Origin of the sequence: Streptomyces sp. Je 1-332 (genome assembly GCF_040730185.1) — a bacterium.
GTDB lineage: Bacteria > Actinomycetota > Actinomycetes > Streptomycetales > Streptomycetaceae > Streptomyces.
In genome coordinates this window covers 553656-580564 of the sequence record NZ_CP160402.1, presented here as the reverse complement: position 1 = coordinate 580564, position 26909 = coordinate 553656, and the positions used below count along the sequence as shown (strand labels likewise).

20 protein-coding genes are annotated in these 26909 nt (G+C 69.7%); 12 read left to right on the top strand and 8 right to left on the bottom strand.

Annotated features, from left to right (window positions below; all coding sequences use genetic code 11):
* Nucleotides 1-92: 92 nt before the first annotated feature.
* The 4 genes from ABXJ52_RS02690 to ABXJ52_RS02675 all read left to right on the top strand — a co-directional run bounded on the left by ABXJ52_RS02690 (nt 93) and on the right by ABXJ52_RS02675 (nt 7754).
* Complete coding sequence (locus tag ABXJ52_RS02690; RefSeq protein ID WP_367038913.1) at nt 93-3386, top strand: family 78 glycoside hydrolase catalytic domain; 3294 nt, start codon at nt 93-95, stop codon at nt 3384-3386.
* A gap of 418 nt (nt 3387-3804) precedes the next feature.
* The gene (locus ABXJ52_RS02685; RefSeq protein WP_367038912.1) at nt 3805-5310 is read left to right on the top strand and encodes a hypothetical protein; all 1506 of its coding nucleotides are present in this window, start codon (nt 3805-3807) and stop codon (nt 5308-5310) included.
* A 154-nt stretch (nt 5311-5464) separates the two neighbouring features.
* Nucleotides 5465-6883, top strand: a complete 1419-nt coding sequence (locus tag ABXJ52_RS02680) for an NAD-dependent succinate-semialdehyde dehydrogenase (protein ID WP_367038911.1) — start codon at nt 5465-5467, stop codon at nt 6881-6883.
* Nucleotides 6884-6926: 43 nt separating this feature from the next.
* Nucleotides 6927-7754, top strand: coding sequence for an aldo/keto reductase (locus ABXJ52_RS02675; RefSeq protein ID WP_367038910.1), 828 nt, complete (start codon nt 6927-6929; stop codon nt 7752-7754).
* A gap of 3 nt (nt 7755-7757) precedes the next feature.
* Here the strand turns inward: ABXJ52_RS02675 and ABXJ52_RS02670 are convergent, their stop codons facing one another.
* Nucleotides 7758-10163 carry a SpoIIE family protein phosphatase gene (locus tag ABXJ52_RS02670; protein ID WP_367038909.1) on the bottom strand — a complete coding sequence of 802 codons (2406 nt, stop codon included), beginning with the start codon at nt 10161-10163 and terminating at the stop codon, nt 7758-7760.
* Nucleotides 10164-10773: 610 nt separating this feature from the next.
* On the opposite strand from ABXJ52_RS02670, the gene ABXJ52_RS02665 reads away from it, so the two are divergent.
* The 3 genes from ABXJ52_RS02665 to xdhC are packed head-to-tail and all read left to right on the top strand — an operon-like array spanning nt 10774 to nt 15516.
* Nucleotides 10774-12261, top strand: coding sequence for an FAD binding domain-containing protein (locus ABXJ52_RS02665; protein ID WP_367038908.1), 1488 nt, complete (start codon nt 10774-10776; stop codon nt 12259-12261).
* Nucleotides 12258-14705 (top strand): xanthine dehydrogenase molybdopterin binding subunit, encoded by a 2448-nt coding sequence (gene xdhB, locus ABXJ52_RS02660; protein WP_367038907.1) that lies wholly within the window; start codon nt 12258-12260, stop codon nt 14703-14705. The genes ABXJ52_RS02665 and xdhB overlap by 4 nt, the downstream gene beginning before the upstream one ends.
* 1 nt (nt 14706) lies before the next feature.
* Nucleotides 14707-15516 carry a xanthine dehydrogenase accessory protein XdhC gene (gene xdhC / locus ABXJ52_RS02655; RefSeq protein WP_367038906.1) on the top strand — a complete coding sequence of 270 codons (810 nt, stop codon included), beginning with the start codon at nt 14707-14709 and terminating at the stop codon, nt 15514-15516.
* A gap of 29 nt (nt 15517-15545) precedes the next feature.
* On the opposite strand, the gene ABXJ52_RS02650 is transcribed toward xdhC, so the two are convergent.
* Both ABXJ52_RS02650 and ABXJ52_RS02645 read right to left on the bottom strand, forming a co-directional pair.
* Complete coding sequence (locus ABXJ52_RS02650; RefSeq protein WP_367038905.1) at nt 15546-15746, bottom strand: hypothetical protein; 201 nt, start codon at nt 15744-15746, stop codon at nt 15546-15548.
* A gap of 41 nt (nt 15747-15787) precedes the next feature.
* The gene (locus tag ABXJ52_RS02645) at nt 15788-16747 is read right to left on the bottom strand and encodes a TerC family protein (RefSeq protein ID WP_367038904.1); all 960 of its coding nucleotides are present in this window, start codon (nt 16745-16747) and stop codon (nt 15788-15790) included.
* A 157-nt stretch (nt 16748-16904) separates the two neighbouring features.
* Between ABXJ52_RS02645 and ABXJ52_RS02640 the strand changes: the two genes are divergently transcribed.
* From ABXJ52_RS02640 to ABXJ52_RS02630, 3 genes are all read left to right on the top strand, one after another.
* Nucleotides 16905-17102, top strand: coding sequence for a hypothetical protein (locus ABXJ52_RS02640; RefSeq protein WP_367038903.1), 198 nt, complete (start codon nt 16905-16907; stop codon nt 17100-17102).
* Nucleotides 17103-17331: 229 nt separating this feature from the next.
* Entirely contained in the window at nt 17332-18459 is a 1128-nt protein-coding gene (locus ABXJ52_RS02635) for an amidinotransferase (RefSeq protein WP_367038902.1), read from the top strand.
* Nucleotides 18460-18596: 137 nt separating this feature from the next.
* Nucleotides 18597-20642 (top strand): ATP-binding protein, encoded by a 2046-nt coding sequence (locus ABXJ52_RS02630; protein ID WP_367038901.1) that lies wholly within the window; start codon nt 18597-18599, stop codon nt 20640-20642.
* Here the strand turns inward: ABXJ52_RS02630 and ABXJ52_RS02625 are convergent.
* Nucleotides 20639-21883, bottom strand: coding sequence for a hypothetical protein (locus tag ABXJ52_RS02625; RefSeq protein WP_367038900.1), 1245 nt, complete (start codon nt 21881-21883; stop codon nt 20639-20641). The two genes, ABXJ52_RS02630 and ABXJ52_RS02625, sit on opposite strands and share 4 nt — an antisense overlap.
* 681 nt (nt 21884-22564) lie before the next feature.
* Here ABXJ52_RS02625 and ABXJ52_RS02620 point away from each other — a divergent pair.
* On the top strand, nt 22565-22942 hold the full coding sequence (locus ABXJ52_RS02620; protein WP_367038899.1) for a DUF6479 family protein: 378 nt from the start codon (nt 22565-22567) through the stop codon (nt 22940-22942).
* Between the two features lie 179 nt (nt 22943-23121).
* Nucleotides 23122-24009, top strand: a complete 888-nt coding sequence (locus tag ABXJ52_RS02615) for a universal stress protein (RefSeq protein WP_367038898.1) — start codon at nt 23122-23124, stop codon at nt 24007-24009.
* Nucleotides 24010-24076: 67 nt separating this feature from the next.
* Here the strand turns inward: ABXJ52_RS02615 and ABXJ52_RS02610 are convergent, their stop codons facing one another.
* The 4 genes from ABXJ52_RS02610 to ABXJ52_RS02595 all read right to left on the bottom strand — a co-directional run bounded on the left by ABXJ52_RS02610 (nt 24077) and on the right by ABXJ52_RS02595 (nt 26852).
* On the bottom strand, nt 24077-24850 hold the full coding sequence (locus ABXJ52_RS02610) for a metallophosphoesterase (RefSeq protein WP_367038897.1): 774 nt from the start codon (nt 24848-24850) through the stop codon (nt 24077-24079).
* The gene (locus tag ABXJ52_RS02605; RefSeq protein WP_367038896.1) at nt 24847-25101 is read right to left on the bottom strand and encodes a hypothetical protein; all 255 of its coding nucleotides are present in this window, start codon (nt 25099-25101) and stop codon (nt 24847-24849) included. Before ABXJ52_RS02605 ends, ABXJ52_RS02610 begins: the two co-directional genes overlap by 4 nt.
* On the bottom strand, nt 25098-25754 hold the full coding sequence (locus tag ABXJ52_RS02600; RefSeq protein ID WP_367038895.1) for a hypothetical protein: 657 nt from the start codon (nt 25752-25754) through the stop codon (nt 25098-25100). Before ABXJ52_RS02600 ends, ABXJ52_RS02605 begins: the two co-directional genes overlap by 4 nt.
* A gap of 267 nt (nt 25755-26021) precedes the next feature.
* Nucleotides 26022-26852 carry an SDR family oxidoreductase gene (locus tag ABXJ52_RS02595; protein ID WP_367038894.1) on the bottom strand — a complete coding sequence of 277 codons (831 nt, stop codon included), beginning with the start codon at nt 26850-26852 and terminating at the stop codon, nt 26022-26024.
* Nucleotides 26853-26909 lie beyond the last annotated feature (57 nt).

Here is a 26909-nt window from a genome sequence, read left to right as displayed (position 1 = left end):
GCGACCTAGGCTTGCCGGGTCGTGAATGAAACGTTTCATTTCTGTTGTGGACACTCGGATTCATCGTGGATTCATGATCCAAGGGGCGTGTGATGAGCGAAGAGCGTGAGACTGCGCGTGGCAGTGCGTGGAACCGGCGGGCCTTCCTGAGGACGTCCGCGGTCGGCGCCGGAGTGGGCGTCATCGGTCTGAGCCAGAGTGGGGAAGCGTTCGCCGCGGACGATCGCGGGGGTCAGGGGGAGGGGGAAGCGACGCTGAGAGTCGAGCGCACCACGGTCGAGTACGCGACCTCCCTCCTCGGCACCGACGTCACCGAGCCGAGGCTGAGCTGGGAACTGTCGGCGCCGGGCCAGGGCGCCCGGCAGAGCGCGTACCAGATCAGGGTCTCGTCGGGCCCGGCAGCCGGCGCGGGCGAGAAGGGCGCCAAGAAGGTCTGGGACTCAGGGCGGGTTGCCTCCTCGCGGAGCATCCAAGTCCCCTACGGCGGACCGGCATTGAAACCCCGCACCCGCTATCACTGGCAGGTGCGGGTCTGGGACGCCGACGGCCGGGCCTCCGCCTGGAGCACCTCACGCTGGTGGGAGACCGCTCTGGCGAAGGACGCCTGGCGTGGGCACTGGATCGGCGCGGACGCCGCGCCGAAACCGCCGGGCTTCGAGGGGGCGTCATGGATCTGGTCGCCGGGCTCCACCGCGCAGGACGCACCGGCGGGAGCGCGATGGTTCCGCGGAGAGCTCGAACTGCCCGAGGGAATCGATGTGTCCGCCGCCCAGGTCGTGGCCACCGCCGACGACGACTTCACCCTTTACGTGGACGGTGAGGAGGCGCTGCACGCCCCCGAGCAGACCGACGGCTGGCGGGCCGCACGTCTCGCCGACGTGACCGAGCGCGTACGGGGCGCGGGCCGGCGCGTCGTGGTCGCCGCCCGCGCGACGAACCGGGGCAGCGCCTCGGTCAACCCCGGCGGCCTGCTCGTCCGTCTGCTGGTGGAATCCGGCGGCGGAACCCAGGAGTTGGCGTCCGGAGAAGGATGGCGTTGCGCGGAATCGGAGCAACAGGGCTGGCAGGGCCGTGACTTCGACGACAGCGGCTGGCCCGAGGCGGAGGTACTCGCGCCGTTCGGTGAGGGCCCCTGGGGCAGCGACGCACAGGTTCCGGCGACCGAGCGGCCCGCGCCACTGCTGCGCCGCGAGTTCACCCTCCGCAAACCCGTGGAGCGCGCACGCCTCTACATCAGCGGCCTCGCCTACTACGAGGCCCACATCAACGGCCGCCGGGTGGGCCGGCAGGTGCTCGACCCGGGCTTCACGGACTACGAGGAGACGGTGCTCTACGCCGTGCACGACGTGACGGACGACCTCCGCCGGGGTTCCAATGCCATCGGGGTCACGCTCGGTCGCGGCTTCTACGGCATGACGACGCCCAACGTATGGAACTGGCACAAGCCGCCGTGGCACGGGGAGCCCCAACTCCTCGGCCAACTCGAGGTCGATCACTCGGACGGTTCCCGCACCACCGTCGCCACGGACGGCTCCTGGCGGATCACGGAGGGCCCGACCCGGACCAACTCCCTTTACGCGGGGGAGACCTACGACGCCCGCGAGCACCCCGGGGACTGGACCGACCCGGGTTTCGACGACGGCGACTGGCAGAAGCCCGTACGCCGTGATCCGCCCAAGGGAGAGCTGTGCGCGCAGCCGCACGACGCGATCGAGGTCATCGACACCGTGCGTCCCGTGGCGGTGAAGGCGCACGGCGGCGACTGGATCGTCGACATGGGGCGCACCATGGCGGGCTGGACGCGGCTGCGCGTGCGGGCCGACGCGGGCACCCTCGTGCGACTCGCGCACGGCGAGAAGCTCAAGGACGACGGGAGCGTGCACGCCGAGACGGGCCATGTGCCCGGCCGCTTCCAGACCGACGAGTACATCTGCGCGGGTGGCGGAGCCGATGAGGTGTGGGAACCCCGCTTCTCGTACAAGGGCTTCCGCTATGTCCAGATCAGTGGTCTGCCGGGCAAGCCCGACCCGGACGACGTGCTCGGCCGGCTGGTGCACACGCCCGTCGACGACACGGGCACGTTCAGGTGCTCCGAGCCCTTCTACGAGCGGCTCGAACAGGCCATGCGGCGCACGATCCAGAACAACCTGCACGGCATCCCCACCGACACGCCGATGTACGAGAAGAACGGCTGGACCGGCGACGCGCAGGTCGGCGCGCCCGTCATGATGTACGCCCTCGGCATGCACCGTTTCCTGAGCAAGTGGCTCGGCGACCTGCGGGACAGCCAGAACAAGGACGGCCAGCTGCCGGTCATCGTGCCGAGCGGAGGCTGGGGGTACGGGGACCTCGGCCCGTCCCCGGAGTGGACCACGGTCTACCCGTTCCTGGTGCGCGAGATGTACCGGGTCTATGGCGACGAGCGTGTCATCGAGACCCATCTGCCCACCCTGGCGCGGTACTTGGACTGGGAGGCCGACCGTCTGAAGGACGGTCTCGCGGTCACGGCGCTCGGCGACTACCTCTCGCCCGGTTACGGGGGCAACCCGCCCGAGGACACCCGGCTCACCGCGACCGCCTACCTGTTCCGGGCGCTCACCGACACCGCCGAGATGGCGCGCGTAGCGGGTGACAACGATGTCCGGCGGCGCTTCCTCGCCACCGCCGAGAAGCTGAAGAAGAGCCTCAACGCGACGTTCCTCGCCCCCGAGGGGCACTACCGCACGGCCAAGGACCCGGAATACCGGCAGACCAACAACTGCGTCCCGCTGGCCTTCGGCCTGGTCCCGCCGGGCGCGCGGGCGAGCGTCACGGCTTCGCTCCTGGAAGACATCGAGAAGCGGGGCAACCACCTCAACACCGGTTGCCTCGGGACCAGCGTGCTGCTCCGCTGCCTGAGCGCGCAGGGGCACTCGGACGTGGCCCACGCCATCGCCACCCAGCGGACGTACCCGAGTTGGGGCCACTGGTTCGACAGCGGCGCGGACACCATGTGGGAGATGTGGCCGCTCGACTCACGCTCCCGCGACCACTACTTCCAGGGCACCGTGGTGCAGTGGCTGTACGAGAACGTGGCGGGACTGCGGCCCGGCGACGAGGGATACCGGACCTTCACCGTGCGGCCCGACGCGCGCACGGGCGTCAGCTGGGCGCGTACGGAGTTCCACACGGTGCGGGGGCCGGCGGAGGTGTCCTGGTCACGTGTCGACGAGACCGTGCGCCTGACGGTGCGGGTGCCGGTGGGCGCGACGGCCGAGGTCCATGTGCCCGCCGCCTCCCGCAAGGCCGCGCGGGCGCCGCGGGGCACGGAGTTCCTGCGTACGGAACCGGGCTACGCGGTGTACCGGGCTCCGCACGGGACTTGGGGGTTCAGCGGGCGCCCCTGACTCTTTGCCTTCTCGCGGACGAGGGGGGCTGTCCCGGTTGAGGTGATCGGGTCAGCCCCCTCCCCGGCGGGACCAACGGCCCCTCGTCGGCGTGCGTGGCGACGAGGAGCGTTCGGATTGATGCGCCGGTCCGGCGCGCCGTCCACTCAAGTGGCGCAACCCGCCGGGGCGACACGCCGCACAAACCCCTGACGCCACACGCCATGTAACGGGGCGTCACATTCTGCCCTTCGCTCCTGCCCGGTGCCCGCCCTCGTCCCGCAGACGTTCCCCGAGCGGCCCTGATCCTCGCGCTGCGCTCCCGAGCGACCCGGGTTAGTTTGTCTTCGTTTTTCCGACTTATTACTTCTGTCCTGCGCCCGTAGGCCGGAAGAGGCCGGAAGAGGAGCCCTACCGCGTGTAGGGGGGAAGGCAGGCGATGGTCAAGACCCTGAGCGCCCCGCTCACCCCAGTGGAGAGGCACAGCCCGCCGCCGGACGTCCGCACCCCGCGGCGCACCGGAGGTCAGGGCCTGCTGGCTGCCGTCGCGGTGGCCTTCACACTGGCCCAACTGGCGTTCGTACGGCCCGGAATGGGGCTCGGATGGGACGAGGCGGTGTACGTCAGCCAGGTCAGCGGACACGCCCCGGCGGCGTTCTTCAGCGCGCCCCGCTCCCGGGGGGTCTCCCTCCTTGTCGCGCCGATCGCCTCGTGGTCGTCGTCCACCTCACTCCTGCGGATCTATCTGGCGCTGCTGTCCGGCCTCGGCCTCTTCCTGGCACTGCGCGTCTGGCGGGGGCTCTTCCCCCAACGGGTGGTGGTCCTCGCCGGTGTCCTCTTCGCGACGCTCTGGGTGACCGTGTTCTACGGCCCGGAGGTCATGCCCAACTACTGGGTCGCGATCGGCGCCCTGGCCGGCGTCGGATGCTTCCTGCGCGCCCAGGCCGACCGCCGGGACCGGGCCGCGCTGTGGGGTGCGGGCGCGAGCGCGGCGCTGCTGGCGTGGATGCGGCCCACCGACGCCGTCTGGGTGGTCCTTCCGCTCCTCGTGCTGCTGGTGTGCGTCCGCCGGTGGCGGCGGCCGCGGCTCCTCGCGGTGCTCGTCGCCGGACTCGGGACGGGGGCTCTCGGCTGGGTGGCCGAGGCGTACGTCAGTTTCGGCGGCCTGGGTGAGCGGCTGGCCGATGCCTCCCGGATCCAGGGCGGCCTCGGCTGGAACATCGCCGTCCTGGATCAGCTGCGCAGCCTGGGCGGCCAGACCCTGTGCCGCCCGTGCGACAGTTCGGTCCCGGCTCCCGAGCTGATCGCGTGGTGGTTCGCCCTGCCGGTGCTCGCCGCGTTGGGGCTCGCCGTCGCGGTCAGGGGCGGGCGTACCGCGCGTACGCTCCTGCCGCTGGCCTGCGCCACCACGGCGAGCATCCCGTACCTGTTCATGATCGGTTATGCCGCGCCGCGCTTCCTGCTGCCGTTCTACGCGCTCCTGGCCATCCCGGTCGCCGACGCCCTCGTCCATCTGGTCACCGCCACGCGCCGCACGTGGCGGCCGGTGGCGGTGACCTTGGCCGCGCTGGTCTTCGCCGGTCACCTGGCCGTGCAGTACGCGATCCTGGAGGACGCCGTGGGCCGCTCCACCGCGGGCCGCCAGGCGTGGGCCCGCACGGCAGCCGAGCTCCACCGGCTCGGGGTACGGCCGCCCTGCGTGGTGAACGGACATGAGGCGCTGCCGATCGCCTTCTACGCCGGGTGTTCCTCCGCCCAGACCCAGGGGCACAACGCCAGCACCACCCGGGAGGAGCTCCTGCGGACCGCGCGGCGGACGCCGACGGCCACCCTCACCAGGGTGCAAGACGCGCCGCCGGGGTACGCGCGCGGCTGGCCGTCCCACCGGTTCGGGGGGCTGAGCATCCATGTCGGTCCCGCGGCGCGGGCAGGCGAGCGGGGGTGACGTCCGCCGGGTGCCCATCCGCCGCGGAGCGCATACGCACCCTTTTTGGCATATGAACTGTTTGCTCTCTGCGATGACGGGTACCCCGGGATGGAGCCGGAACGTGACGTTCCGCCCCTTGCCTCACTGCCCCAGTCGTCGTTCTGGAGAGTTCATGTCGGATCAGCGCAAGAGTTCGTTCGCGACCGTGAGTCCGTACACGGGGGAGACCCTCGTGGAGTTCCCGGTCATCGAGGGCGATGAGGTCGATGCGGCGCTCGAAACGGCGGGCGACGCGTTCGACGCGTGGCGGAAACGCCCGATCGCGGAGCGGGCGGCCGTCGTCGGACGCGCGGCCGGTCTGATGAAGGAACGCAAGGAAGAGCTGGCTCAGCTCATCACCCTGGAGATGGGCAAGCTCATCGCGGAAGCGCGCGGAGAGGTGGACCTCGCCGCGTCGATCCTGGAGTACTACGCGCACCGCGGCCCGGACTTCGCCGCGGCCGAGCCGCTTGACTTCGAGGGCGAGGGCGAGGCGTACCTCGTCAGCGAGCCCCTCGGTGTGCTGCTGGGCGTCATGCCGTGGAACTTCCCGCTCTACCAGGTGGTCCGGTTCGCCGGGCCGAACCTGGTGCTCGGCAACACCGTGCTGGTCAAGCACGCGGGCATCTGCCCGCAGTCCGCCCTCGCCCTGGAGACCCTCTTCCGCGACGCCCAGGCCCCCGAAGGCGTCTACACAAACCTCTTCGTGAGCCATGAGGAGATCTCGCGCGTCATCGACAGCCCGGTGGTCCGCGGAGCCTCCCTCACCGGCAGCGAGGGAGCAGGGTCCAAGGTCGCCGAACGGGCCGGGCGGAACATGAAGCCCAGCCTGCTGGAGCTCGGCGGCAGCGACGTCTTCATCGTCCTCGACGGCGAGAATCTCGACCGCACCATCGGCGCCGCGGTGGCGGGCCGGATGGCGAACACCGGCCAGAGCTGCGTGGCCTCGAAACGGTTCATCGTCCTCGACGACGTGTACGACGACTTCGTCGACGGGCTGCGTCGCGAGTTCGAGGCACTGCGGCCGGGCGACCCCGCGGACGAGGCGACCACCCTGGGCCCGCTCTCCTCCGAGCAGGCGGCCGCGGACCTGGCCGACCAGATCCGCGAGACGGTGGACCAGGGAGCCGAACTGGTCACCGGCGGGCACCGCGTCGACCGTCCCGGCGCCTTCGTCGAGCCGACGATCATCACCGGCGTCAAGCCGGGGATGCGCGCCTACGCCGAGGAGCTCTTCGGGCCCGCCGCGGTCGTCTACCGCGTGGCCGACGAGGACGAGGCGATCGCCCTCGCCAACGACAGCCAGTACGGACTCGGCGGGTCCGTGTTCTGCGCGGACGTGGAGCGGGGCCGCCGGGTGGCGGAGCGCGTGGAGACCGGCATGGTCTGGGTGAACCATCCGACATCGACCCAGCCCGACCTGCCGTTCGGCGGCATCAAGCGCTCGGGCTACGGGCGTGAGCTCTCGGAGCTCGGCATGCGCGAGTTCGTGAACCGCAAGCTCGTCCGCGTCCTGCCGCCCGACGCGAAGCTGCACGGAATCGCCGGCTGAAATCACCCTGACCACCACCAATGAGCAACGCCAAGGAGCCATCGTGACCGCAGTACCCGACATCACCCTCAACAACGCAGTGCGCATCCCCCAGCTCGGCTTCGGCACCTTCCAGATCGAGCCGGAGGAGACCCGCGAGACGACGCTGGCCGCGCTGGAGGCCGGCTACCGGCACATCGACACGGCCCAGATGTACGGCAACGAGAAGGAGGTCGGCCAGGCGGTCCGGGACTCCGGTATCGACCGCGCCGACATCTTCGTGACCAGCAAGCTCAACAACGACGCGCACGCGCACGACGACGCACTCAAGGCGTTCGACCGCACGATGGACGACCTGGGCCTCGACTACCTGGACCTCTTCCTCATCCACTGGCCGCTGCCCGGCAAGGGTGACTTCGTGGAGACCTGGAAGGCCCTGGAGGAGATCTACCGCTCGGGACGGTCCAAGGCCATCGGTGTCTCCAACTTCCAGCCCCACCACCTGCGTCGCCTGCTTCAGGACAGTGACGTGGTGCCCGCGGTCAACCAGATCGAGGTACACCCCTACCTCACCCAGGACGACGTCAGGGCCTTCGGCGCCGAGCACGACATCGCCACCGAGGCCTGGTCGCCCATCGCGCAGGGCAAGGTGCTCGACGACCCCACCCTCAACCGCATCGCGCAGCGGGTGGGCAAGACTCCGGCCCAGGTGACGCTGCGCTGGCACATCCAGCGCGGCGACATCGTCTTTCCCAAGTCGGGGACCCAAAAGCGCATCGAGGAGAACTTCGACCTCTTCGACTTCGAGCTCACCGAGGGCGACCTCGGAGAGATCTCCTCGCTGAACCGCGACGAGCGGACCGGCCCCGACCCGGACCGCTTCAACGGCTGAGTCTCAGCCGGAGGCCGGGAAGGCCTGTTCGGTCCAGATGGTCTTGCCGGAACGGGAGTAGCGCGTTCCCCACCTCTGGACGAGTTGCGCGACGATGAACAGGCCGCGCCCGCCCTCGTCCTCGTCGCCGCTGTGGCGCAGGTGCGGTGAGGTGTGGCCCCTGTCCGCGACCTCGCACAGGAGGGTGCGGTCGCGGATGAGGCGCACCTGTACCGGCCCTTCGGCATATCTGACCGCGTTGGTCACCAGCTCGCTGACCACGAGCTCGGTCGCGAACGTCAGCTCCTCGAGACCCCACTGATGAAGCTGCTGGGTCGCCAGGTCACGGGCACGGCCCACGGCGACCGGTTCCGCGGGCAACTCCCACTCGGTGACCTGCGAAGTGTCGAGTTCACGGGTACGCACGAGCAGCAGGGCGGTGTCGTCGGCCGTCGAACCGCTCGGCAGGAGCTCCGCCACCGCCCGGTCGCACAGCTCCTCGAGTGAGGCGTGCCGGTCGCTGAGCACCCGCGCCAGGGTGTCGAGTCCGTGATCGATGTCGCGGTCGCGCGCCTCGACCAGGCCGTCGGTGAACAGAGCAAGCAGGCTGCCCACCGGCAGCTCGATCTCCATCGACTCGAACGGCAGGCCGCCGAGGCCAAGCGGCGGGCCGGCCGGCAGGTCGGGGAAGGTCGGCCGGCCGTCCGCGGCGACGACGGCCGGTGGCAGGTGCCCGGCCCTGGCCATCACGCAGCGCCGCGATACCGGGTCGTAGACCGCGTAGAGGCAGGTCGCCCCGGTGGTCACATCGGCATACGTCCCGTCGGGCGTTCCGAGCTCGCTGCGCTGCTCCTCCGCCGACTGCGCCACCAGATCGTCGAGGCGCGAGAGCAACTCGACGGGGTCCATGTCCATCTGGGCGAACGCGCGCACGGTGGTACGCAGCCGGCCCATGGTGGCGGCTGCCTGCAGCCCGTGGCCGACCACGTCCCCGACCACGAGCCCGACCCGGGTTCCGGAGAGCGGGATGACGTCGAACCAGTCACCGCCGACCCCTGTCACGTCGTCCGTGGGCAGGTAGCGGTGCGCGAGCTCGACCGCCGACTGCTCCGGCACGTGCTGCGGCAGCAGCTGGCGCTGGAGTGCGAGAGATGCGGTGCGCTCGCGGGCGAACCGGCGGGCGTTGTCGATGGACACGGCCGTACGGGCCACCAGCTCGTCGGCCAGTGCCACTTCGCCGTTGTCGAAGGTCGCCGAACCGATGCCGTCGCGCGTGAAGGTGACGAGCCCCAGGGTGTTGATCCCGGCCCGCAGCGGCACCACCAGGTCCGAGCCGTCGAGCACGAGTCCGCCCGAGGAGAGGCTGCGATGCTGCGCCGAGCCGGGCGGGTACTGCACGGGCTCGTTCACGACGGGAACCGGGGGAGAGGGCTGCTGCCCCGGCTTCTCGTGGCCGGTCTCCCCCGCCGAGCAGCGGGCGACCCGCACCAGAGACGTCGCCGCCGCGCCGCTGGTGGCCGGCACCTCGCCCTCCAGCACCGCCTGGGCGAGATCGACCGTCACCGTGTGGGCGAACTCCGGTACCGCCACTTCGGTGATCTTCTCGGCGGTGACCCGCACGTCGAGGGCGGTACCGATGCCCCGGCCCGCCTCTACGAGCAGGGCCAGACGCCGCTGGGCCTTGTAGCGGTCGGAGATGTCGAACGCGTCCTCGCAGACGCCGATGACGCGTCCGTCGGCGTCCTGGAGCCGGTAATAGGCGCAGGACCACAGGTGGACCGTCTCCGGGTCACTGGGCGGCTTGCCCTGGAAGTGCAGGTCCAGGAAGGGTTCACCGGTGTCCAGTACGTGGCGCATGACCGCTTCGAGGGTGGGCGGGTGCCCCTTGGTCACGAATTTCCCCTCGGAGTAGAGCTCATCGGCCCTCCGGCCCTGGAACTCCGCGAACGGCTGTCCGATCTCTCGTTCGAACGCCGTATTGCACCAGGTCAGGCGCAGGTCGTCGTCATAGATCCCCAGGCCTACGGGTGACTGCGTGGCAAGGCCGTGCAGCAGGGCCAGCCGGGATTCCCACAGCTGGAGGTCCTTCAGCTCCGTCGCGACGAGGACGCGCGCCGCCGGCCCGTCGCCCGGCAGGGCACACACCGCGATGGCGACGATCAGCTCATGCCCGTCCCGGTGCCGGGCGACGCGGATCTCGTTGCCCCGGAACTCGGGGGGAAGGGGCAGAACAGGGGGCACCGGGCCGGGGGAGAGGAACGTGCTGAGGGGCCGCCCGACGATGTCCTGCGGCCGGTGACCGAGGAGTCGCTGCGCCGCGGGGCTCCAGCCGATGACCGTGTCCTGGGCATCGACGACCGCCGTGGCCGCCCTGGTGACGTCGAGGGGTCCACGAAAGTCAGCACCTTGCTCCACGTTCCATGCCGTCATGGCGCCACACCAGCCCCGTTCATCTCCTACAGAATCCGCCGTCCTCGGGGCGCGCACAACCGCGGTACACCCACTCAACGGAACGGTGGCGTGGTGACGGCCCGTATCACCGGGGGCCGAACCCTTGCGCCGACTCGGCCATACGGGCCGCGGTGCGGCTCTCCACGGGAGGCCGACCTCTTGACCTCGACGGCTTCAGCCCATTAGTTTGCGGTGGCTGTCGACCTGTCACCGGTGAAAGGGGGCGACCAGCAGATGAACACCAGCTCTGACCTCGGCCGCCTCGCCCAGCGCACCGTCTGGGTCCCGGGCCGGATTGCCCACGGCTGCTGAATCCGCCGTTCTGACCGGCTCTGATCGGCCGCTGCACCGCCGTTTCGAACCGGCGCTGAGCCCCTAGTTCTGATGTGCCTGTGCCCGTGGCACCCGTACGTCCGCGCGCTCGTGGCCCGTCCCCGGGTTCCCCTCGCACCTCACCACTCCCTGGCACGTAACTCTCGCGTGCCGTTTTGCGCCCGCTTCTTCCACTGGCGCCTTTGAACACAGAAAGCTGCCTGACATTGGCGAACATGATGTATCGACCCATCACGCACCGAAAAGAAGGCCTGGCATGGTAGCGGCGCGGATCACAGTCAACGGGAAAGAAGCACCGATCTCACCGGCTGCACCCCACACCACAGCGCTGGACTTTCTGCGCGAGCGTGGGCTCACCGGTACCAAGGAGGGCTGCGCCGAGGGTGAGTGCGGTGCCTGTTCGGTCCTCGTGGCCCGCCCCGGGGTGAACAAGCCCACCGACTGGGTGGCGGTCAACGCCTGCCTGGTCCCGGCCGCTGCCCTCGACGGTCAGGAGATCATCACCTCCGAAGGCCTCGCCACCCCGGGGGAGCCCGGCACGCCTCCCACGCTGCACCCCGTGCAGGAGGAGATGGCGGTCCGCGGCGGTTCCCAATGCGGGTACTGCACACCGGGATTCATCTGCAGCATGGCCGCCGAGTACTACCGGCCCGACCGCTGCACGCACACCAACTCCGACTCGGCCGACGGCAGCGAAGCCGCCGGCACCGCGGACTCCGAGCACGGCCCGAACGGCTTCGATCTGCACGCGTTGAGCGGCAACCTGTGCCGCTGCACCGGCTATCGCCCGATCCGCGACGCCGCGTTCGCCGTCGGTACGCCCACCGACGAGGACCTGCTCGCTCAGCGGCGCGAGCAGTCCCCGCCCGCGCCCGTCGCCACCCAGTACACCCAGGGCGACAGGTCGTTCCTGCGACCGAGCACCCTGGAGGAAGTACTGCGACTGCTGCGCGAGCGGCCCGACGCGGTGGTGGTCGCCGGAAGCACCGACTGGGGTGTGGAGGTGAACATCCGCTCCCGGCGGGAGAGTTGCGTCGTCGCCATCGACCGGCTGACCGAACTGCGGGAACTGCGGGTCGAATCCGACCACATCGAGATCGGTGCGGCCCTGACGCTCACCGAGATCGAACGCCGTCTGAACGGTGAAGTCCCGCTGCTGGCCCAGCTGTTCCCGCAGTTCGCGTCCCGGCTCATCCGTAACGGCGCGACGCTGGGCGGCAACCTCGGCACCGGCTCCCCGATCGGTGACAGCCCGCCGGCGCTGCTCGCGCTGGAGGCGTCGGTGATCCTCGCCGACGCCGACGGTGAACGCGAGGTACCCCTGGCCGACTACTTCACCGGCTACCGGCAGAGCGTGCGCCGTCCCGGCGAACTGATCCGCGCGGTGCGCGTCCCGCTGCCCCTGTCGCCGGTCGTGGGCTTCCACAAGATCGCCAAGCGGCGCTTCGACGACATCTCCAGCGTGGCGGCCGCCTTCGCCCTCGACATCGAGAACGGAATCGTCCGCAAGGCACGGATCGGCCTGGGCGGCGTGGCCGCCACCCCGATCCGCTCCCTCGCCACCGAGGCGGCCCTGGAGGGCAAGCCGTGGGCGACGGAGACCGTCGAGGCCGCGGCCCGCGTGCTGCGGGGTGAGGGCACCCCGATGAGCGATCACCGGGCCAGCTCTCTCTACCGTTCCGCGATGCTCGGCCAGAGCCTCCTGAAGCTGTACGCGCAGACCACCGAGGCGGTTTCCTCATGAGCCAACTGTCCCAACGCCCCGAAAAGCCCGTCGTCGGCGTGTCGATGCCGCACGAGAGTGCCTTCCAGCACGTCACCGGCAGCGCGCTCTACACGGACGACCTGGTCCAGCGCACCAAGGGCGTGCTGCACGCGTACCCGGTCCAGGTCATGAAGGCCTGCGGCAGGATCACCGCGCTGCGCACCGAGCCCGCGCTCGCCGTGCCCGGCGTGGTGCGCGTGCTGACCGGAGCCGACGTACCCGGCGTGAACGACGCGGGCATGAAGCACGACGAACCGCTGTTCCCCGACGAGGTCATGTTCTACGGCCACGCTGTCGCGTGGGTGCTCGGTGAGACCCTGGAGGCGGCCAGGCTCGGCGCGGAGGCCGTCGAGGTGGACGTCGACGAACAGCCTTCCCTGGTCACGCTGCAGGACGCGATCGCGGCCGAGAGTTTCCACGGTGCTCGGCCCGTGATGCTGACCGGCGACGTCGACGCGGGCTTCGCCGACTCGGCGCACGTGTTCAGCGGCGAGTTCCAGTTCTCCGACCAGGAACACTTCTACCTGGAGACCCACGCGGCGCTGGCCCATCTCGACGAGGCGGAGCAGGTGTTCGTCCAGAGCAGCACCCAGCACCCCTCGGAGACGCAGGAGATCGTCGCGCACGTGCTCGGCCTGCACAGTCACGAGGTGACGGTGCAGTGTCTGCGCATGGGCGGCGGCTTCGGCGGCAAGGAGATGCAGCCGCACGGGTTCGCGGCCGTCGCCGCGCTCGGCGCCAAGCTGACGGGCCGGCCGGTCCGGCTGCGGCTCAACCGGACGCAGGACCTGACCATGTCCGGCAAGCGCCATGGATTCCACGCCAGTTGGAAGATCGGGTTCGACGCCGACGGCCGCATCCGGGCCCTGGCGGCCACCCTGACCGCGGACGGCGGCTGGAGCCTGGACCTCTCCGAGCCGGTGGTGGCGCGAGCGCTCTGCCACATCGACAACACCTACTGGATTCCCAACGTCCGCATCGCCGGTCGCATCGCCAAGACCAACAAGGTCTCCAACACCGCTTTCCGCGGCTTCGGAGGTCCGCAGGGCATGCTGGTGATCGAGGACATCATGGGCCGGTGCGCGCCCCTGCTGGGCCTGGACCCCATGGAGTTGCGGGAGCGCAACTTCTACCAGGCGGGACAGGCGACGCCGTACGGCCAGCAGGTCGTCCAGCACAAGCGGATCGCGGCCGTCTGGGACCAGGTCAAGGAGAACGCCGGGCTCGTCGACCGCGAGCGCGAGATCGCCGCGTTCAACGCCGCGCACCCGCACACCAAGCGGGCCCTCGCGGTCACCGGGGTCAAGTTCGGGATCTCGTTCAACCTCACCGCCTTCAACCAGGGCGGCGCGCTGGTCCTGATCTACAAGGACGGCTCGGTCCTGATCAACCACGGTGGCACCGAGATGGGCCAGGGCCTGCACACCAAGATGCTGCAGGTGGCAGCGACCACCCTCGGTATCCCGCTGCACAAGGTGCGGTTGGCTCCGACGCGGACCGACAAGGTCCCCAACACCTCCGCCACCGCCGCGAGTGCCGGGGCGGATCTCAACGGCGCGGCGGTGAAGAACGCCTGCGAGCAGTTGCGCGAACGGCTGTTGCAGGTGGCCGCCACCCAGCTGGGTTCGAACGCCTCGGACGTGCGCATCGTCGAGGGCGCCGCGCGCGCTCTGGGCAGCGACAAGGAACTGGCCTGGGACGACTTGGTGCGCACCGCGTACTTCCATCGGGTTCAGCTTTCGGCGGCCGGTTTCTACCGGACCGAGGGGCTGCACTGGGACGCGAAGACGTTCAGGGGCTCGCCGTTCAAGTACTTCTCCCACGGCGCCGCCGCGGCCGAGGTGGAGGTGGACGGTTTCACCGGCGCGTACCGCATTCGGCGCGTGGACATCGTGCACGACGTCGGCGACAGCCTGTCGCCGATGATCGACATCGGTCAGGTCGAGGGCGGTTTCGTACAGGGCGCGGGCTGGCTGACGCTGGAGGACATGCGCTGGGACGCCGGTGACGGGCCGAACCGCGGCCGTCTGCTCACGCAGGCCGCGAGCACCTACAAGCTGCCGAGCTTCTCGGAGATGCCCGAGGAGTTCAACGTCACGCTCCTGGAGAACGCCACCGAAGAAGGCGCCGTATACGGATCGAAGGCGGTCGGCGAGCCTCCGCTGATGCTGGCGTTCTCCGTACGGGAAGCCCTGCGGCAGGCAGCCGCCGCGTTCGGGCCCGGCGGGGTCAGCGTCGAGTTGGCGTCGCCCGCGACGCCGGAGGCGGTGTTCTGGGCGATCGAGGCGGCTCGCCGGGTCGACGCCTCCCGGAACGGGTCCGCACAGGGCGGACTGGCCACGAACGGCCACACCGGCATCGGACGGACCGAGACCGGCAAGATCCGAGCCGGCGCGACAGCGTCAGCGTTGAACGGTGCCTGACATGACGTGGGTCGCCGCGGTCGCGCGGTTGCGAGCACGCCGGGAGCCCGGCGTGCTGGTGACCGTCGCGACCGTGCGCGGTCATGCCCCGCGGGACGCAGGAGCCAAACTCGTCGTGGGGCAGACCGAGACATGGGGTTCGATCGGCGGCGGCAACGTCGAGGCCGTGGCGATCGACCGGGCCCGGGAAATGATCGTCGCGTCCGAGCCGGAGCCGGAGCTGATCGATTTCGCCCTGAACGACAAGGTGACCAATCAGCACGGCGTGCAGTGCTGCGGCGGCACGGTCTCGGTCCTGCTCGAACCCCTGGCGGTGGTACGGGCGGTGGCGATCTTCGGGATCGGCCACGTCGGTCTCGAACTGGCGCGCATCCTGGCACGCCAGGATCTCGACCTCCATCTGGTCGACAGCCGATCCGACCTGCTCTCCGAGCATCGGCTCGGCGTGCTGGCGGACGCGGCGGGGCAGGTGCACGTGCATCACACGCCGCTGCTGCCCGAGGAGGTGCTCGCGGAGCTGCCGCCCGGCACCCACGTCCTGATCATGACCCATGACCACGCCGAGGACGCCGCTCTGTGCGACGCCGCCCTGCGCACCACCCATCTCGGATCCATCGGCCTGATCGGGTCGGCGGCCAAGTGGGTGCGGTTCCGCAAACGCCTCGCGACCGAGGGCGGGCACGACGAGGCAACCATCGACCGGATCAAGACCCCGATCGGCCTCGCGGACATCACGGGTAAGGAGCCCGCGACGATCGCGGTGAGCGTCGCCGCCGATCTGCTGCGCACGTTCGAAACCGAGGGGGCCTGACCAAGCGTGCGGGGGCAGGTCCGTCGCGGCTACGCGGTGTGGCTCGGCGGGCTCTTCTCCGCTTCCTGGCACTTCGAACAGCTCGGGTTGTGGCAGGGACCCGGCTTCCACTGCGGTACGTAGATTCCCATCGTCTTGTGCCGCGTGAGCTCCGCGGTCACGGGTTCGTGGCAGGCGGGGCAGACATCAGCGCCGGCCTGCGGGGCCTTTATGTGCTCTTTGCTGCGCATGTGACCAGAGTAAGCTCTTTTGCCATAAAATGGGCAGAATTTTACGGCGATGGGGTGGTGTCCGGTGGCGGCGAGGGGGGCCGGCGGATGCTCAACGTGACGGAGGCCGCCAGGACCGCGACGATCACCGCGAGGCTGATCGGTGAGGGGATCTCCGGGATGCTGCTGCTGATCAGCTTGTGGGACGCCTGAAGGATCAGCTTCACGCCGATGAACGAGAGGATCAGCGCCAGGCCCTTGCTGAGGTAGTGGAACCGATCAAGGAGGCCGGCGAGCAGGAAGTAGAGGGCCCGCAGGCCGAGGATGGCGAACGCGTTGCTGGTGTAGACGATGAAGGCGTCGTCGCTGACCGCGAGGACGGCGGGCACGCTGTCCACGGCGAAGATCAGGTCGGCCGCCTCGATCGCTGCGACGACCGCGAGCAGAGGCGTGGCGACGCGCTTGCCGGCCTCTCGCACGAAGAACTTCATTCCGTCGTACTCGTCCCGGACCGGCACCACCTTGCGCAGCAGCCGTACGGCGATGCTCTTGCCGGGGTCGAAGCTGTCCTCTTCCCCTTTCAGGATCTTGTAGGTGCTGTAGAAGAGGATCGCCGCGAAGGCGAAGAGCACCGCGGTGAACCGGCTGACCACGGCCACTCCGGCGGCCAGGAAGACACCTCGGAACACCAGCGCCCCCATGACGCCGAAGAACAGCACACGGTGCTGGTAGGCGCGCGGCACCCTGAAGTAGGCGAAGATCAGCGCGAAGACGAAGAGGTTGTCGACCGACAGGCTCTTCTCCAGCAGCCACGCGGTGGTGTACTCCACTCCCGGATCCGTGCCGAGCACCAGGAAGACGACCGCGCCGAAGACAAGCGCGAGACCGATCCACACGCCGCTCCACGCGGCCGCTTCCCTGAACCCGATGACATGCGCCTCCCGGTGCGCCAGCAGGTCCACAGCCAGCGACACGACCACGGTGACGACGAACGTCGCCCAGAGCCAGAACGGCACATCCATGACGGGAGACCCCCTGACGCGGTCGGGGGTGAAAGTCTTCCTTCCGAACAATTCTGACCCAGCGGTCCCCCCTTGTCGCCCGCAGCCCACCCGGCCCGGAAGACCCGACGGACGGGCATTTCCGTATCCTCGGCGCCGAATGATCGTTCAGGTGGGCATGAGGAACACAAAGCGCGTCGTCGTTGCCCTGACCGTTGCCGCGGCTGCCCTTGCCGTGGCCGGCCCCGCCAGTGCGGACGAATCCAGTGGTGAAGGGGGCATCAACCTCCCCGAGAATCCCCAGGAAGTCGTCGACGGGGTGCGAACGGGCCTCGATGTGGCGGCTACGAGCTGGGAACTGGCCCAGGCTCGCTGAGGTCTCAGAACCGTCGGCATGCTCTTCCCGGGCGGGGGCATTCGGGCTAAGGAGCCCTGCACTTTGCTTCTGGGCGCACCATCCTGGACGAGGCAACGGCACGCACGCGGGCGGTTGCCGATTCCCCTGATCGAAGGCGATTGAGCATGGTGGCAAGGCGGAGGGTCGGCATGCTGACGGTGATGACAGAGAAGCAAGCCCGTGCGTGGGCTGCGGCAGGGCACGTGTGATGGCGGCCCCGACGTCGGCGGCCGCCACGGGCGACACCGGGGAACCCCTTGTCTCACCGGTCGGTTCACACAACGAGTGGGACCCGCTGGAGGAGGTCGTCGTCGGGCGGCTGGAGGGCGCCACGATCCCCTCCAGCCACCCGGTCGTGGCCTGCAACATCCCGCCATGGGCGGCGCGACTGCAGGGCCTCGCCGGCGGCTTCGAGTATCCGAACATGCTGATCGAGCCGGCGCAGCAGGAACTCGATCAGTTCATCGCTCTCCTGCAGTCCCTCGGCGTCACGGTCACCCGCCCGGACGAGGTCGACCACAGGCAGCGCTTCGGCACACCGGACTGGTCGTCGCGCGGATTCTGCAACACCTGTCCGCGTGACAGCATGATCGTGATCGGCGACGAGATCATCGAGACCCCGATGGCCTGGCCATGCCGGTACTTCGAGACGCACTCGTACCGCACGCTCCTCAAGGACTACTTCCGGCGCGGCGCGCGCTGGACGGCTGCGCCGAGGCCGCAGCTCACGGACGAACTGTTCGATGCGGGTTACAGCGCGCCCAAGGCCGGCGACCCCATGCGCTACATCCTCACCGAGTTCGAGCCGGTCTTCGACGCGGCGGATTTCGTCCGCGCGGGACGCGACCTGTTCGTGACGCGGAGCAATGTGACCAACCAGATGGGCATCGACTGGCTGCGCCGTCACCTCGGACGTGGATACCGCATCCACGAGATCGAGAGCAGCTGCCGGACGCCGATGCACATCGACACGACGTTCCTCTTGCTCGCACCCGGAAAGGTTCTGGTCAACCCCGAATACATCGACGTCGACCGCCTGCCCGACGTACTGAACTCATGGGACGTCCTGGTCGCCCCCGAGCCCGACCCGCTCGACGAGCGCCTGCTCAAGATGACCTCGATGTGCGGCAAATGGCTCAACATGAACGTGCTCATGATCGACGAGAAGCGGGTGATCGCCGAGAGGCACCACACCGAAACGCTGCGTGCGCTGGAGAGTTGGGGATTCGAGCCGATCCCGTGCGATCTGCTGCACTACGCGCCCTTCGGCGGCTCGTTCCACTGCGCCACACTCGATGTGCGGCGCCGCGGCACCCTCGAATCGTACTTCGACTGACCTGCCCGGCGGATACGGCGATACAGTCCGACAAGATCGGATCGTGACCCGGGGGAGGGGCCGTAGTGCTGGAGATCGTGGCGCTGAGTGCGTTGACTGCTTTTCTCACGGCAGCGGGTAACGGCGCCGCAGGAGAGATGGGCAAGCAACTCCTCCTGTCCACCGGTGCGTTGGCGAGAAGGACCATGGGCCGGGAGACACCACGGCCGGCCAGCCCCGAAGAGTGGCGGACACTGGCCGGGCAGATGCACGTGCGGCTGAGCCGAGACCCGCAACAGGCGGGTGAGTGGGCGCTCCTCGCTCGCAGCCTCCCGCCGTCGGCCATGACACTGGCTGCCACCAGTGGACTGCCGCCCGCGGCAAGGGACTTCACCAACCGGCAGAAAGCGTTGAAGCAGCTCAAGCGGGAGGCGACCCGCCCCGCGGCAGGGCGGCCACGCGTCGCGTTGCTGCACGGGCCGCCGGGAATCGGCACCACCGCCGTGGCACTGCACTTGGGCTCCACTCTCTATGCACACTTCCCCGACGGGCAGTTCTACGTCGACCTGCGTGACGCCGCAGCGGAACACGACCCCGAACCCGCCCATGTCCTGCTGCGCCTGCTCCGACAGATGGGTGTCGCGCCGGAGCAGATGCCGCCCACGGCCTCGGCCCGCGAACAGCTCTACCGCCAACTCACCGCGGGACGCCAGGCCTTGTTGATCGTCGACCACGCCACGTCAGCGGCCCAGGTCCGGAGCCTGATACCGGGCACTCCGGACGTCTTCCTGTTGGTGGTCGTCTCCGGCCGTCCCTTCGCGTTGGAGGCCGAGCGCGTCCAGGTCGCTCCCCTCACCGACCGGTACGCGACGCAGATGGTGAAGAAAGTCGCTGGACAGGACAACGTCGCACGGGTCAAGGCGCGGATACCCGGGCTACTGGAGCACTGCGCGGGCAACGCCTTCGCGCTGAAGGCAGAGGCGATGCGTCTGCTGTCGGAAGACGCCGCCCCGGAGCCGGGGGACGACGCACCGGCGGGCGATCCCGTGCGCGGTGCCGTCCAGAACGCCTGCGACGGCCTCGGGCCGGACACGGCGCGGCTGCTCCGCCTGACGGCGCTGGGTGGCTGGCCCGCCATCGACGCCCACCTCGCCGCGGCGGCTGCCGACGTCACGCCTGAAGAGGCGGCACGCATGCTCGGCGAGGTGGCAGAAGGCCAACTGCTGGATTTCGTGGCCGACGACCGCTACCGCTTCCGCCCCGAGGTGCGGCGCATTCTGGCTGACGCCGCGGGGCCACGGCACGGGATTCCCGAATGCTCCGCCGCAGTGGAGCGCACACTCGACACCCTCCTGAACCGCGCTCTGCGCGCGGCCCACGCCGCGCTGCCGCAGAGCTGGCGTACCGAGCCCGTGCCGGCGGACGGGGACGCCTACCGCGACGAAGCGCAGGGCGTGACAGTGCTGGCAGCGGAGGTGGGAAATCTGGTCCGCGCGGTGAGCGTGGCGGTGGAGTACCAGCACATCACGACCGCGCTGCGGCTGGCTCGCGCCCTGTGGCCACTCCAGCTGAAGGCCGGCCACTGGGACGAGGTGCTGCCCGCGTTGCGGGTCGCGGCCCGGTGCGCCGACGAGCATCAGCCCCGCTCGCGTACGGCGGCGGGGCTGCACTTTCAACTCGGGCACTGTCTGGGCGAACTCGGGCGATGGGAGGAGGCCGAGCAGGCGGCGCACGCCGCCGCCGAGAGTGAGCGCGCTGCGGGCCATGTGCGGGGCGAGGCGTCGTCCGTCGAGCTGTTGGGTCTCCTGAACCTCTACCGGTGGCGTTACGCGACAGCCCATGAGCGGTTCGTCGAGGCTGAGCACATCTACCGGAGGATCGCTCCCGGCCAAGAGGGGGCGCAGGACGTGGCACGCGCTCTCGCCCTGACCGGGCGTCACCAAGGGCGCGCACTGCGGGGGATGGGGCGGCTGGAGGAGTCACGGCACCTTCTGGAGGCCGCCACCAACTTCTTCAAAGAGCAGGGAGAGAGCTACAACCAGGCACGTGCCCTGACCGACCTTGCCGAGGCCCTCCATGACGCGGGCGAGGACACCGAAGCTCTGGCGAGGATCACCGAGGCCGAGGGGCTGCTGGGCCCGACGGCTGCTCCGCACCTGCGGTATCTGGATGGGTTGCGGCTGCGTTGCGAGGCTCGTCCTTAGCCGTCGTCCTTAGCGGGTTCCACGACCACCGGGTGTACGCCGTCTGCCGCATGCACCGCCAGCGTGACGCCGGCGGGTGGCACTCGGCCGCCGTCCGCCAGCCACGCGTACAGCGAAGAGGCGTACGCCGCCGGATCGAGGTCCGCCCCCGGGCCCGCGGACAACCGGAGCAGGCCGTGCTGCCGGCTGCGGAGAGTGCACTCGTGCGGGCCGCTCACGTACGCGGCGACCGCGCAGTGCGCGTGCCGGCCCAGAATCTCGGCGGTCCACGCCTCCGGACCACCCAGACGCGGGTCGTCGGCGGCCCCCTCGCGCACGATCACGTCGGCCAGTTCCAGAAGGCCGGGGTCCCGGGTGTCCTCGTGCACCGCGAGGTGTACGTCGCCGTCAGCCTCGTAGGGCTGCTCGGTGGATCTGGCGATGGCGATGTCGGTGCGACGGACGCGTGTGAGCACGCGCAGGGGTGCGGTCAGCCGCGGCGGATCATGGGGAGTCAGGGGCAGCGGTTCCAGCAGAGCGGGGGTGGCGGGCTCGGGAAGATCCATCAACGCGTAGAAATGGCGCCGCAGGAGGGCAGCCGAGCTGCCGGGTACGGAGGTGACGAACTCGGCTGGATCCGCGGCTGGTTGATGGTCTGCGAGCAGTTTCTCCACTTGGCGGCGCAAAGGGCCGTGCGGGTCGAGTCGCGGTGCGTCGCGGACGAACGCGGCGAGCGGTGTGTCAGGGTCCAGCCTGTCCTGCCCGGTGGCTGCCATCAGCACGGGGGTTCCCAGAGCGGACGCGTAATAGGTCGCCGCGCCGAAGTCGCCGAGCACGACGTCAGCGGCCAGCAGCGCCTGCCGCCACGCCTGGGCGGGGTCGATCAGGGTCAGTCCGCTGCGGCGGGCCTGGTCCAGCCAGGCGCGGATCTGCCCGGGGCCGTGTCCGTACCAGATGTTCGGGTGCAGCACGACAGCGAGACGGTAGTCATCAGCCGGCAACTCCGCGGCGAGCCGTGGCAGAAGACTCGGCAAGAGGTCATGACCGCCTCCACTGCCGAAGAAACCCTCGGGGTTCCAGGTGGAGTTCAGTACGACGAGCCGTTGGCCTCGTCGCATGCCGAGGCCGCGGCGGAAGCGATCGCGGTACGGGCGCGCGGCGAGCATACGGTCGAAGCAAGGGTCTCCGGCGAGCACGGAGATGTCCACGGCCTCGGGACAGACACGACCCAAGCGCTCCACCTGTTCCGGATGCGACAGCACGAGGCCGTCCATGAACGGTTTGCCGTCTGCCAGGAGCCATTCCGGCGAAAGGCCGAACGTCGGCTCCTGGCTCCTGGCTCCCGGCTCCCGGCTCCCGGCTCCCGGCTCCCGGCTCCCGGCTCCCGGCTCCCGGCTCCCGGCTCCCGGCTCCCGGCTCCCGGCTGGGTTAGTTTCTTAGTATATCCCACCCCATGCGAGAGAATGGACAACTTGCCCTGAATAGAGGTGAGTTGACCACCAAAACTTGCGGAGATGGCGAGATCCACCGGTGTGGCCAGAGCTTGTTCCCAGGGGAGCACGGGGAAGCCCAAGTCGGAGAAGAGCTCGTCGATTCCGTCCTGGAAGGCGGAGGAATGTGTGGCGGTGACGAGCAGCTGGACGCGGAAGTCGTCATGGAACAGCGGCAGCACGTCCAGCAGGCGACCGGCGGAGGTGGCGTTGTGGATCACGAGCAGAACCCGGCGTTGCGTCGCGCGGCTGGCCCAGCGGTCGGAGTCGTATCCGACCGGCACGCGTATCGGCAGGGGTTCAGCCCGCACTTCTGCCCCTCCTGAGCGTGTGTGGCGCCATCGCGGGATCACCCTAGCCGCACCTAGGTATCACCCATTCGCACCCGGCTAAAAGGGGCACTTTTAGGTATTTAAGGAGTTTTCAGTGCTGATATGCGGGTAATCGGAAGTCATGGTTACGGCTAGCGGCGAATTGCATGTCCTCGCTGTCTCCGGCGCGGCCCTCGGGGTGATTGCCGCCTTCGTCGGCGGTCTCGTCCTCGTCGGCGCGTTGCTCTGGGCCTTCTGGCTGGGAAACAGGGTGCGCAGGCGGGAGCCGAGGCCGCCGCGGCCGGAGGAGCAGCCGAAGCTGCCCGATTCCGGCCCGGTGCATGAGATCCGGGAGATGCGCGAGCCGGACGAGGTCCCGCACGCCCAGGACGAGAGCGAGCGGCTGCGTCCTGAGAACCTGCACGCTTCGGGGACGAAGCGAAGCGAGAACCAGAAGCGGCGACGCTGGTCGCCGGGCTCGAGCGGTTCCTTCGGGGGCGGAGGCCCCGGCAAGACGTAGCGCCGAGCGGCCGCCGGTGGGTGGCGGGGAGCACGCCCCGTTTGCCCCTGTCTGTCGGGGCTGATGTGCTGCGCATATCTGCATCTGCTGGTTGAAATCGGGTATGCGGGGTACTTGGGGGCGACCGGCGGACGTCCGGGCAGCCCAGGCTCGCCGGAACCGATCGGCAAGGAGAAGTGATGGTCAACCACGACGACGCGGCGAAGCGACTCGTCCTGGTGGGGGTCGAGCAAGGGAGCGACCAAGGCGCCGTCGTGCGATACGCGGCGCGGCACGCGGCCTTGCACGGCAGCCCGCTGCACCTCCTGCACGTCGCCACGGGATCTCTCCCGGCCGGGTCCGCGGAAGAACGCGGAGAGCGGACGGATCCGGTGGAGCAGTCGCTCTCGGCGGTGGTGGCGCCGATGGTGGAGCTCGTCGAGGCGGAGTTCCCGGAGGTGGTGGTGACGGCGGAGGCGGTCGTGGGAAAGCCCGCGGCCACCCTGGTGGAGCGTTCCGCCGAGGCGTCATGGCTGGTGGTCGGGCACCGCGGCAGTGGCGGATTCACCCGCCTGCCCCTGGGCTCGGTGAGCTGGCAGGTGGCCACGCACGCTCGCTGCCCCGTGGTCGTCGTGCGCCCCGGCCCAGGTCCCGTCAGGGACAACCCGGTCGTGGTGGGGGTGGACGTACACGATGTGGCGGGGGAGGCCCTGGATCTCGCCTTCGCCGAGGCCCATCTGCGAGGCGCCAAACTTCGGATGGTGCACGGCGCCTTCCACATGAGCCAGATGCCCGCGGGACCCGGCATGGTGGCTCCCGACTTCCAGGCTCTGGACAAAAAGGCTCGCAAGGCGCTGGCGGAAGAGGCCACCAAGCGCCTCAGCCGGTACCCGGACGTCACGGTCGAGGTGCACGTCGAGCGCGTGCGCCCCGCGACGGTGCTGGCCGAGGCGTCACGGCGTGCCGGCCTGCTGGTGGTCGGTTCCCATGGGCGCAAGGGCCTGCGAAGGCTCATGCTCGGCTCCGTCAGCGGCGAGGCGCTGCACACCGCGGAGTGCCCCGTGGCCGTCGTGCCGTCCGCGAAGTAGGAGGGCGACGAGAAGCAGCAGGGCGGCGCCCGGCGACCGTCACGCCCGGGTCGTCACGCCCGGGTCGTCATGCCCGTCCGTCGGCGGAAGAGGCGGCCGTAGCGGGCTCCCCGTGGGTGCGGTCCGGCAGGTGGTAGACGTTGAACGCCTTGCGGATGACCGGCTGGGCGACATTGCGGACCGGCACGCCGCCACTGGTCATACCGTGTTCGGTGCCCGCGTGGGCGTGGCCGTGGACGGCCAGGTCCGCGCCGGCCTCGTCCACGGCCTCCGCCAGCAGATAGCTGCCGAGGAACGGATAGATCTCCAGCGGCTCTCCCGCCAGGGTGTCCGGCACCGGCGCGAAGTGCGTGAGCGCTACCCGGGTGTCGCATCCCTGCCCGGCCAGTTCGTGCAGTGAGGCCCGCAGACCCTCGGCACAGCGGCGCGTGTACCGGATGAGCTCCTTCATCAGAGGTTCGCCGAACTCGCTGCCGCACCGGCCGACGAACCCGCCGCCGAACCCCTTGGTGCCCGCGATACCCACGCGCCTCCCCTCCACCTCGACGACGGTGCCCTGACCCTCGAGCACCCGCACACCCGCGTCGCGAAGGATGGCGGTGACCTCGTCGGGCCGCTCGTCGTGGTGGTCGTGGTTACCGAGCACGGCGACGACCGGCACCGGCAGATCGCTCACCTCCCGGGCGACCACCCTCGCTTCTTCCGGCGTGCCGTGGCGGGTGAGGTCCCCTGCCAGAAGCAGCAGGTCGGCACAGTCGGGAAGGGTCTCGAACGCGGGCCGGAGCAGGCCCTGGCTGTCCAGACCCATGTGAATGTCCCCCACGGCTGCGACGCGGATCATGCCAGTTCCTCCGGGTGGTCCGGGGCCGACGAGTCGGCCACCGCGATGTCGAAGTGGACGGTCATACCGGCCAGTTCCTCGTTCACGGTGCGCACCAGCTCCTCGCGACACTGCGTCGTGGGAGCCGTTCCGACGACCGTCACGGAGTTTCCGCGGATCGCGACGCGGATGCCCAGTTCGCCGAGTTCTCCCGCGGCGAGCCGCTCCTGCAGATGAGCGATGCGGTACTCGACATTGGCAGAGTCGGTCATCGGTCTCCTCCGTCCGGTGCGATGACTTCCAGGCGTTCCAGCAGGTACAGGAAGGCGGCGGGCATCGGCGCGTCCCCGCACGCCTGGCGCACGGTGTGCCAGTCGACCATTTCGCGCAGTTGCCGCGCGATGGGCAGCACGGCGCCGAAGTCGCAGTGATGCTCGGAGAAGGCGGACAGCAGCGCCCGCATCAGGTCCGTCGGCGAAAGGACCGGCATGAGCACCGAGTCCACCGGCAGGTCCACCGCCCGCCCCAGCAGCTCCGCGGTGACGGGCTGATGGGCCAGCTCGAAGATGAGGTCGATGTCCTGCCCCAGACACTTCGCCTTGAGCAGCCAGTCCTCGGGCGGCGCGTACACCGTCAGGCCGGCTTCCTGGAGGGTGGCCGAGACCGCCTCGGCGTCCTCGGGTTTGATGCAGAAGTCGGCGTCGTGCTGGAGGTTGGTGGTCCCGCCGTGCGCGTATACGGCGACGCTGCCGGCGAGGGCGAAGTCGTGCCTGTGTTTCTTGAGGACGGCGGCGACCTGCTTGGTCGCCTCCAGAATGGCTTGATTGAGGTCGGGCGGAAGCTCTGTCACCGAACCTGTCACTGAACCTGGTCGGTCGAAAGTCGGGTGTCGCTCAGGACTGGGCCTTTCCGCGTTCCGCGTCACCTGCTGCTCCGTTTCCGGACGCCGACCGCCGCACGTGCGGGTCGGCCCTCTTCGACGATCCCTGCTCCAGGCAGCACCGGTACCCCAACCGCCGACTGATATACGAAAACGCGTCGCTGTACGGCATCGCGGCGCGCAGGTAGGCGCGATTTCCCTTATACCGCAGGGGGTAGCGCGCCACCTCCCCGCGTGACGCGAACGGCCTCAGGAAGCTCAGAAATGCCGCCTCGCATCACGCTCGGGGTCGCTGCCTCGCGTCCGTCACGCTCAGGGCCGCCGCCACTCGTCGCTCCGGAGATGGGAGCCGGCCTGCGGCCCCATGCGCACCATGCCACCGTCGGCCACCCAGGACGCGCCGGTCACGTACGAGGCGTCGGGCCCTGCGAGGAACGCGATGACGGCGGCGATCTCACGGGCGTCACCGGGTCGGCCGAGGGGAATGCCGGGGCGGTGCCGGCTGTGGACGTCGACGTCCTCCTGCCCGGTCATCGGGGTGGCGATCTCACCGGGCGCGACGGAATTGACGGTGATGCCGTGCTCGGCCAGCTCCAGGGCCATCACCTGAGTCAGCAGCCCGAGCCCACCCTTGGCGGCGCAGTACGGTGCGGCGCCCACCCGGGGCTGGTGTTCGTGCACGGAGGTCACGTTGACGATCCGGCCGCCGTCGCCCTGCTGGATCATGCGGCGCGCGGCGCGCTGGCCGCAGAGAAAAGGTCCGACGAGGTCGACGTCGAGGACGTGCTGGACGTCCTCGTGAGCCAGGTCGAGGAAGGGGGTCGCCGTGCCGGTCCCGGCGTTGTTGACCAGTACGTCGATCCGGCCGAGCTGTCCGGCGAGGTCGTCGATCACACGCGCGGCATCGGGAAGCCGGCTCAGGTCCATCCGGGCGACGGCAGCGCGGCGGCCGTGCTGCCGCACCTCCTCAGCCGTGCGCTCGGCGCCTTCTTGATCGCCGTGCCATGTGATCCCGACATCCATTCCGGCCACGGCCATCCGGACGGCCGTGGCCCTGCCGATGCCGGAATCCGCGCCGGTGATGATCGCGACCTTGCCGGCGGCGGAGGCGCCGGTGGTGGCGGGGGCGGTGGGGTCGGGCATGGAACCTCCTTGCGCGAAGCACTCACAGGCCTCCTCCCAGGTTCGGCCATGGCAGGC

Bases quoted from the DNA above. Each gene is read 5' to 3' on its own strand.
- ABXJ52_RS02690 (WP_367038913.1), top strand. From the start codon at position 93: ATGAGCGAAGAGCGTGAGACTGCGCGTGGCAGTGCGTGGAACCGGCGG.
- ABXJ52_RS02685 (WP_367038912.1), top strand. From the start codon at position 3,805: ATGGTCAAGACCCTGAGCGCCCCGCTCACCCCAGTGGAGAGGCACAGC.
- ABXJ52_RS02680 (WP_367038911.1), top strand. From the start codon at position 5,465: ATGTCGGATCAGCGCAAGAGTTCGTTCGCGACCGTGAGTCCGTACACG.
- ABXJ52_RS02670 (WP_367038909.1), bottom strand. From the start codon at position 10,163: ATGACGGCATGGAACGTGGAGCAAGGTGCTGACTTTCGTGGACCCCTC.
- ABXJ52_RS02665 (WP_367038908.1), top strand. From the start codon at position 10,774: ATGGTAGCGGCGCGGATCACAGTCAACGGGAAAGAAGCACCGATCTCA.
- xdhB (WP_367038907.1), top strand. From the start codon at position 12,258: ATGAGCCAACTGTCCCAACGCCCCGAAAAGCCCGTCGTCGGCGTGTCG.
- xdhC (WP_367038906.1), top strand. From the start codon at position 14,707: ATGACGTGGGTCGCCGCGGTCGCGCGGTTGCGAGCACGCCGGGAGCCC.
- ABXJ52_RS02650 (WP_367038905.1), bottom strand. From the start codon at position 15,746: ATGCGCAGCAAAGAGCACATAAAGGCCCCGCAGGCCGGCGCTGATGTC.
- ABXJ52_RS02645 (WP_367038904.1), bottom strand. From the start codon at position 16,747: ATGGATGTGCCGTTCTGGCTCTGGGCGACGTTCGTCGTCACCGTGGTC.
- ABXJ52_RS02640 (WP_367038903.1), top strand. From the start codon at position 16,905: ATGAGGAACACAAAGCGCGTCGTCGTTGCCCTGACCGTTGCCGCGGCT.
- ABXJ52_RS02635 (WP_367038902.1), top strand. From the start codon at position 17,332: ATGGCGGCCCCGACGTCGGCGGCCGCCACGGGCGACACCGGGGAACCC.
- ABXJ52_RS02630 (WP_367038901.1), top strand. From the start codon at position 18,597: ATGGGCAAGCAACTCCTCCTGTCCACCGGTGCGTTGGCGAGAAGGACC.
- ABXJ52_RS02620 (WP_367038899.1), top strand. From the start codon at position 22,565: ATGGTTACGGCTAGCGGCGAATTGCATGTCCTCGCTGTCTCCGGCGCG.
- ABXJ52_RS02615 (WP_367038898.1), top strand. From the start codon at position 23,122: ATGGTCAACCACGACGACGCGGCGAAGCGACTCGTCCTGGTGGGGGTC.
- ABXJ52_RS02610 (WP_367038897.1), bottom strand. From the start codon at position 24,850: ATGATCCGCGTCGCAGCCGTGGGGGACATTCACATGGGTCTGGACAGC.
- ABXJ52_RS02605 (WP_367038896.1), bottom strand. From the start codon at position 25,101: ATGACCGACTCTGCCAATGTCGAGTACCGCATCGCTCATCTGCAGGAG.
- ABXJ52_RS02595 (WP_367038894.1), bottom strand. From the start codon at position 26,852: ATGCCCGACCCCACCGCCCCCGCCACCACCGGCGCCTCCGCCGCCGGC.